Consider the following 7,720-nt stretch of genomic DNA (forward strand, 5'->3'; position numbering starts at 1 on the left):
TCGCCCTTCGGACGAGGGGTTCGTGGGTCGGTTCTCTCCAAAATCAATCATGAACGGCTTATAGCTGATCAGCCTTGGGCTTAATGCTTACAATAATACTGGATTTGATGAATGAGATTTTATCTAGTTAACCGTACTTTTGGGTGATAGTTTTAAACCCAAGACTTGAGTGTATGCTCCCCTGGCTTGGGTAACACCAATGGTGCGTTGAGCAGACTCAATCATAGGACGGCGTAAGCTTACTACAATAAATTGCGCAAGTTTAGCCTGTTGTTTGATCATTTTAGCTAATCGCTGGACATTTGCCCCGTCCAAAAACATATCGACTTCATCAAAAGCATAAAATGGCGAGGGACGGTAGCGTTGTAGGGCAAAGATAAAGCTAAGGGCTGTGAGGGATTTTTCTCCTCCTGACATAGATGCTAGCCGCCGCACCGGTTTACCTTTGGGGTGCGCCACCAGGTTTAGTCCACCGCTAAAGGGGTCCTCTGGATCATCGAGTTGTAAATAACCATCCCCATCGGAGAGTTCAGCAAAGATGGCTTGGAAATTTTCATTGACTGCATCAAAGGCTTCTTTGAAAGCACGGTATCTCAAGGTGGTAAAGTTTTCTATCCTTAGCAACAGTTCAGTCCGTTCACCAGCTATGGTTTCCAGTTTCTCAGACAGTTCCTGGAGGCGAGTTTGAGTTCGGTCATATTCTTCTAAGGCCAGCATATTCACGGGTTCCATAGCCTGTAGACGTTTCTGTCCGTTGCGCAGTTCCTTTTGTAGTTGTTCTAGTTGAGCAGCTAGGGAGTCCAAGGTAATTACCTCTGAGCTTTTTTTATCACTAGAGGGGGAATTTTTTTTGACAATTTGAGGTATTTCTGGTATTGGGTCTGGTAATTCAGCAGCTTGGTCTTGGAGTTGAGTTTGGAGACTAGCAAGTTTTTCTGCTCTAGCAGACTGGGTTTCTTGGAGTTTTTGCTGTTGCCAAGAGGTTTCTTGGTGTTGTTGGCGCAGTCTCTGTAGGTGTTGCTCGGTGCGATCGCGTTTTTGTTTCTGTTGCCCCAATTTCTCCTCTAACTGGCTTAAGGCAACTGTCGTTTCGGTAATTTGCTTGGTGAGTGTTTCTAACTGAGTGTTAATTGCTGATTGCTGCTGTTGCCAAGATTCGATTTGGGTTTGATAGTCTGCTATTTTGCGGTGGCCTTCGGTAAGTTTATCCCTGAGGCGCTGCTGCTGATTCTCTTTCTGTTGTAGCTGTTTCTCGGTATTTCTCAAGGCTTGTTCACACTCGCGCAACTGAGCTTCTTGGGTTTTAATGGTGTTCTGAATCTGTTGCCACTCGTTATGTGTTTGAGACTCTTCGAGTTGAGCCAGTTGTTGCCTTAAGTCGGCAAGTTGGGATTCTTGTTGGGGTAACTCTATCGCTATGGTCTCTAGCCGTTGAGTAGCAGCGGAGAGTTCTTGGTTGTTTTTAGCCAGAAGCGATCGCATTTGGGCTTGATTGGTCTGAGATTGCTCAATCTCTCTTTGTAACTGTTCCAAACGTAATTTGGTTTCCGAGTGTTTTGCTCTAGTTTCTGTCAATTCCTGGGTAATTTGTTTCACCGAAGCAGATTCGGTAGTAATCAATGCCTCACAATGGTTTAAAACCTGTTCAATTTCCGCTAATCGGGTTCGCAAGCTACGGATTTCAGAGGACTCCATAGTGTCACTGGTACCAAAGTGCAATCCCGAACGGTGACTGCTGCTACCACCAGTCATGGCACCGCTTATTTCCAAGATTTCCCCATCTAGGGTAACGATGCGGTGTTTACCCAAGTAGGTACGGGCATCATTGAGAGTTTCAAAGACTACCGTAGACCCAAATACATAGGCAAAGACTTTTTGGTAACGGGGGTCGCAATCAATTAGCCTAATGGCGTAGTCAACAAAGCCCTTAGCATATCGTAGCACAACCGTTTCGCTAAATTGCCTAGGTTGGATTTTGTTCAGAGGTAAGAAGGTCGCTCTTCCCGCGCGTTTTTGTTTGAGGAGTTCGATCCCAGCCGCTGCTACCCTATCATCTTCTACCACTAAATTCCCGAGGCGTGCGCCAGCGGCAATTTCTAGGGCTAGCTGATAGCGGGGTTCAACTCTACCCAATTGGGCGACTAATCCACACACTCCTAGTATACTACTTTCTAGGATAACTTTAGTAGCATAGGTCCCTTGGGCTTCTTGTTGAGCTTGGGCTTGGGCTTCTAGTTTATCGAGTTGCCGTTGTTTTTGCCGTTGTTCCCCCAGCAGGCGAGTTTGGGTTTGTTGTTGGAGTTGTAGTTGTTGTTCGGTATTCCCTAAGGATTGGGCGAGGGACTGGACTTGTTGGGAATAAGTGGTTAATTGGGTGTCTAATGCCACAGCTTGGGTTTGCTTGGTGGCGATTTCTGGTTCTAAGGTTTGCAGTTGCTGGGTTTGGTCTTCGATTTGCCGATTTAGCTGATTCTGACGCTCTTGGAGTTGAGCTTGCTCTGTCCTTTGGGGGTTGATGGTTTTGAGTAGGGTGTCGATGTGCTTGGTGAGGGTGGTTTGTTGTTGTACCCAGGCATCACTAGCGGCTGCGATCGCATTGGCTTGTTCTCGGCTTTGGTTGAGAGCAGCTTGGGCCTCATCCCGTGCGACTTGTAAGGAGGTTTTAGACAAGGTCTCTAGATCATTTTTTTCTGCGATCAACTGTTGCAGGGTTTGCTCGACTTGTTGAATTGTCTCTTGTGTACGTTGGAGATTGACAGCGGCATTTTGTAGGTTCTCAGTTAGTTCCTGCTGTCGGGTTTGTAATTGACGTTGTTCAGCTTGTTGAGTGGCAAGGGTGGATGCGATCGCAATTTGCTCTTCTTCTCCTAAGGCTTTGACCCGAGCATTGAGTTGGTCAAGTTCAGTGGTAGTTTGGTTGATTTGTTCCTCAATGCTAGTAATTTGAGCAATAAGCTGCGCTTTTTTCGTATTAGCAGCATCAATCTGCTGTTGGAGTTGGGATACTTGCTTCTGGAGCAATCGCCATTTTATAACAATTTCCCACTGTTGCTTTTGTTGGAGTTCAGCACGGAGTTTTTGATATTTCTCGGCTTTTGCACGGTCAGCAGCTAAGCGATCGCGTTGAGCCGTCAGTTCTTGTTCAATAATTCGGCAGCGTTCTTCTCGCTCTTTGACAGTGGCGAGGGTTTGTTTAGTTTGGGTAATTTTGCGGTCAAAGGCAGCAACTCCAGCTAATTCGTCAATAATCTCCCGCCTTTCTCGGGATTTCATTGAAATAATGCTAGTGACGTCTCCTTGCTGGACAACATTGTAACCTTCTGGGTAAACCCGCAAGCGATTGAGTTGTTCATGAAGTGCAGTAACAGTACAGGGTTCACCATTGATATAGTACTGGGAACTGTAATTACCTTGTTTAGTGACTCGCAGCCGTCGAGTCACACTCCATTCTAGATCAGTTGACGGTTGAAGGTTATTGGGTTGAAGGTTATTGGGTTGAAGGTTATTGGGTTGAAGGTTATCTGGTTGAAGGTTATTGGGTTGAAGGTTATTGGGTTGAAGGTTATCTGGTTGAAGGTTATTTGGTTGAAGGTTATTGGGTTGAAGGTTATTGGGTTGAAGGTTATCTGGTTGAAGGTTATTCGGTTGAAGGTTATCTGGTTGAAGGTTATTGGGTTGAAGGTTATTGGGTTGAAGGTTATTTTCTGAACCTTGGCCTTTCGGCCACGCTTCGCGAACAACCTGTAACTTGCTAACCTGTAACGGTTCGTCTAACTCTTTAAGCTGTAACTCGTCATAGTTATTGAAGTCAGATAAGTCAAAGGTAACTGTGACACTGGCTTCGACAGTGCCTCGATGTTCTTTATTGTGGTTAACTAAATCAGGAAGGCGTTCAGCTCGCATTCCTTTGGAACTGGCGATACCAAGACAAAATAGAAGAGCATCAAGGATGTTGGATTTGCCTGACCCGTTTGGCCCAGAAATTACGGTAAATCCTTCCAGGAGGGGGATTTTTGTGGTGCCGCCGAAGGATTTGAACCGCGAGAGTTCCACTCGCTTGATGTGTACCATAGGCGTTTCATCGGTTGAGGTTAACCGGGTCGTCACACAGAGTGTGCGTAGTGAACACATTGCTGATCAGCGTAGCATGGGCAATAGGCAGATGGCGCTACGAATGGGTTAAAAGATGTAAATGGGTTAACAGGTGGAACGGATGGGGGATGGAGGGGGGACAGTGTGGGGCTGCAATTAAAATGCTATATACTATATCAAAAAAAACTAATCACCAATAACGAATGACTAGGGACTAATCACCAATGAGTTAACAACTAATAGCTTAACTATTAGTTTAGTATGTCATGGCCGTGAAACAAGCTATATAATCACCGGAGAACCCATTGGTAATACTTGCGTCGTGATTGCAATCTATCCAGGCAGCTTCGATCCCATTACCCTAGGACACCTTGACATCATCCAGCGTGGCTGTAGACTCTTTGATAAGGTGATTGTGACGGTGCTGCGCAATCCAAATAAATCTCCCTTGTTTACAGTGCTTGAGCGAGTCGAGCAGATTCAACTTTGCACCCAACACTTACCTAATGTGGAAGTGGACAGTTTTACTGGTTTAACTGTGGAATATGCCAAACTGAAGAAAGCTCAAGTACTGTTGCGAGGGTTAAGGGTGCTTTCTGACTTTGAGAAGGAACTCCAGATGGCTCATACCAATCATACCCTCTGGGATGAAATCGAAACGGTTTTTCTCGCCACCTCTAACGAATATAGTTTCTTGAGTAGTAGCGTAGTCAAAGAGATTGCCAAATTTGGCGGCTCCGTCGATCATCTTGTCCCCCAACAGGTTGCCTTAGATATATACCGATGTTACGCCAAGAATCATCCCGGTACGACCCACCCGAGCAAAACAAACCCCCAAACCCGACTGAATCCTTTAATCCTGGATCAGGAGACATAGATATTCAGGGGCAATTTAACTATATCGAGGACATAATCTTCGATAGCCCCCACATACCCTTTACCCGGCGCACCCTGATTGATGAAGAACTGTTGCTGGCTCAACTCGACTTGGTGCGGGAAAATTTGCCCTTAGCTTTTCAACAAGCTACTAGAATCATTGAGGAACACGATGCAATTATCCAGCAAGCTGAACAGTATGCTCAAGAAATCATTGAGACAGCTCAGCGGCGTGCTGAAATGATCTTAGATGAACTCGGTATTATTCAGCAAGCGGAACACGAAGCCCAACAAATCAGCCAACAAGTTCAAAAAGAGTGTGAGGCGATGCACAAGCAAACGGCATCGGAGCTTGAGCAGATGCGCCGCAAAGCCCAGCAGGAACTGGAGCAAATGCGCCAAATGACCCTAGCGGAGTGTGAGGAAATTCAAAATGGGGCAGATGCCTACGCTGACGGAGTGCTCTACAATATTGAGCAGCACCTCAGTGACATGCTTAGAGTAATTCGCAACGGACGTCAGCAACTCAATGGTCCTGTCAAAGCCCAAAACTCTGGCAAAAAAGACAATGGTAAGAAAGACAATAGTAAGAAAGACAATGGTAAGGGGGGTTCACGCTCACTTAAAATCCCATCGAAGTCAAAAAAAGGATGAACGATTAAGGATTAAGGATTAAATAAGAACTATTTAATTTATAAGTTGTTAACCTTATTGGTTGTTAAAGATTTTTAAAGAGCTAGCAGCCACATAAACCATCCACGGAGGAGCCGTGATAGTTTATGTGTCACGTGCGGTTTTAATGCGTTGCTGAATCAAAAAATGGTTTTATAAAAATAAAACCATGAAATGCCCTAAATGTCATAGCAATAAAACTCATAAATATGGTCATCAAAGAGGAAAACAAAGATATAAAGGCAAGGAATGTGGACGACAATTTCTAGAGGTTAAAAGTGAGCGTGGTTACGATAAAAAGATTAAATTGCTGTGCCTAAAAATGTATCTAAGCGATGCAGCGCGGTCATGGCGAGGCAGTGCCTTCACGCGGGGGTTCCCCCCGGAGACTAAACCTGATTACGTTGAGCCTTTATGGTTGGTAGGCTATGCAGAAAAGGGGTAAAACTTATTGATTAAGGCGAGCCTGTCTTACGGTAAATTCAAACCATGATCAACTGCCGTTGTTTCCCCCACTCGCGCTTTGCATCAAGACAATGTTGGAATTATCAATTAGGCTTCTTATTTATTATTTAAAATATCATAAAATCCCCCTTTCAGGTGAAACCATTTCATGATTCAGCAACGCCCCTTAATTAATGAGTTTTAAACTTTTTCTGCATAGCCTGCCAACTGTAAAGGCTCCACTCTCCTTACGGTAACTTCAAGACGCCCACCTTTCAGGTAGGGCGCGGGGCTGCCGCCATTAAGCTCAAACCCCGTTAGGTAGAAGTCTGTCATCCTTCTCATTCAAAGTAAAGAAATGTAAGCGTATAACTTGGAATTAGCCCAATCATGGTAATGTAACTCTATATTTTCAATATTAGACGATATCTGAAAAGTTTTTTGATACTGACTTTTGCCCCCCAAGACCCCCTCGCTCGGGGAACCAACGGGGGCTTGGATGTAGCAAATGAGACTTCTCAGACAACCTCTTAGGATAATCAAAGAAAAAACTGGAAAGATATAGTGCAACAAAACCTTGGAGCAGATAAAACCTCTCTGGAACTTTCATATAAAGTCTTTAAACCCATGGACCCAGTTACTGCCAAAACAGTGCTTAAAGAAGTCAAGCAAATTTTGGATCAATTTGGTGTGACCTTCTTTCTGCAGCAAGGTACCTGTCTTGGCGCGATCCGAGAACATGGATTCATACCCTGGGATGATGATTTGGATTTGGGTTCTGTGATGGGGATCCACGTAGTCACTAGGGAAGTTATAGAGCCTGTTGTTCGTGCCTTCAGGGAACATGGCTTTTACACCGAAGTTCAACCCTACGATAGCGGCATTGGCGTCACGATGATGAAGTCATTCATCAGGATTGATTGGATGTGCCATAAGATTATCAAAGACTATATCAGGCACCATCCTGGGGTCCTGATTCCTGCCAGACTGGTAACCCAGCTAAAAGCAATCGACTTCCTTGGAGATACTTTCCTCGTTCCCAATCCACCCGAGGAATACTTACAGGCCAAATATGGTATAGAATGGATGACGCCGAAACGTTACGGCTATGAACAAGACATTGTGGATCTAGTCCCAGATCGCCCCACAGGAATGAGCTCAGCTGTTACCAGCTCTCCCAATGAATACAGAGCTAGCCGAGTTCGGATCCTTGATCAAAAAGGCGATCCGGTTCACAACGCTTCGGTTCGGGTGATCGGACAAGGGCAGGCCAGGACAGATGAGTTGGGCTATGCTGTGTTCAATTTGCCACAAGAAGATGCATGGTATGCACTGGTCATTAATTTTGACGGGCATGAAGAGATACTATACCAGGAGCAGATGGCTCAGGGAGTAACTTACGTTTACAGACCCAACCCCTCAAAATCTTCTGGACGGTTCATGGTTTTGTCCCTAGAATAAGCTGTGTGCGGAACCTGCGTCCGCACCTGTCTTGATGCAAAGCGCGAGTGGGGGAAACCACGGCAGTCGCTCATGGGGGAAACCACGGCAGTCGCTCATGGGGGAAACCACGGCAGTCGCTCATGGGGGAAACCACGGCAGTCGCTCATGGGGGAAACCACGGCAGTCGCTCATG

Annotated in this window: 6 protein-coding genes; 5 read left to right on the forward strand and 1 reads right to left on the reverse strand. The window is 45.5% G+C overall.

What is annotated here, in order from left to right; translation table 11 throughout:
- Positions 1-123: 123 nt before the first annotated feature.
- Positions 124-4,053, reverse strand: coding sequence for a chromosome segregation protein SMC (gene smc / locus F6K20_RS15950; RefSeq protein WP_287295283.1), 3,930 nt, complete (start codon positions 4,051-4,053; stop codon positions 124-126).
- On the opposite strand from smc, the gene F6K20_RS15955 reads away from it, so the two are divergent.
- The 5 genes from F6K20_RS15955 to F6K20_RS15975 all read left to right on the forward strand — a co-directional run bounded on the left by F6K20_RS15955 (position 3,950) and on the right by F6K20_RS15975 (position 7,545).
- Positions 3,950-4,183: a hypothetical protein gene (locus F6K20_RS15955; protein WP_229414700.1), complete on the forward strand. Its 234-nt coding sequence runs from the start codon at positions 3,950-3,952 to the stop codon at positions 4,181-4,183. The genes smc and F6K20_RS15955 overlap by 104 nt on opposite strands.
- Before the next feature lie 231 nt (positions 4,184-4,414).
- The gene (coaD, locus tag F6K20_RS15960) at positions 4,415-4,969 is read left to right on the forward strand and encodes a pantetheine-phosphate adenylyltransferase (protein ID WP_008188166.1); all 555 of its coding nucleotides are present in this window, start codon (positions 4,415-4,417) and stop codon (positions 4,967-4,969) included.
- Entirely contained in the window at positions 4,876-5,622 is a 747-nt protein-coding gene (locus tag F6K20_RS15965; protein WP_193374717.1) for a F0F1 ATP synthase subunit B, read from the forward strand. Before coaD ends, F6K20_RS15965 begins: the two co-directional genes overlap by 94 nt.
- A 187-nt stretch (positions 5,623-5,809) precedes the next feature.
- A complete protein-coding gene (locus F6K20_RS15970) occupies positions 5,810-6,085 on the forward strand; it encodes an IS1/IS1595 family N-terminal zinc-binding domain-containing protein (protein ID WP_287267253.1) in 276 nt (91 codons plus the stop codon).
- A 563-nt stretch (positions 6,086-6,648) separates the two neighbouring features.
- Positions 6,649-7,545, forward strand: coding sequence for a carboxypeptidase-like regulatory domain-containing protein (locus tag F6K20_RS15975; protein ID WP_287267256.1), 897 nt, complete (start codon positions 6,649-6,651; stop codon positions 7,543-7,545).
- Positions 7,546-7,720: the final 175 nt, after the last annotated feature.

Origin of the sequence: Moorena sp. SIO2C4, from assembly GCF_010672485.1 — a bacterium.
Lineage (GTDB): Bacteria > Cyanobacteriota > Cyanobacteriia > Cyanobacteriales > Coleofasciculaceae > Moorena > Moorena producens.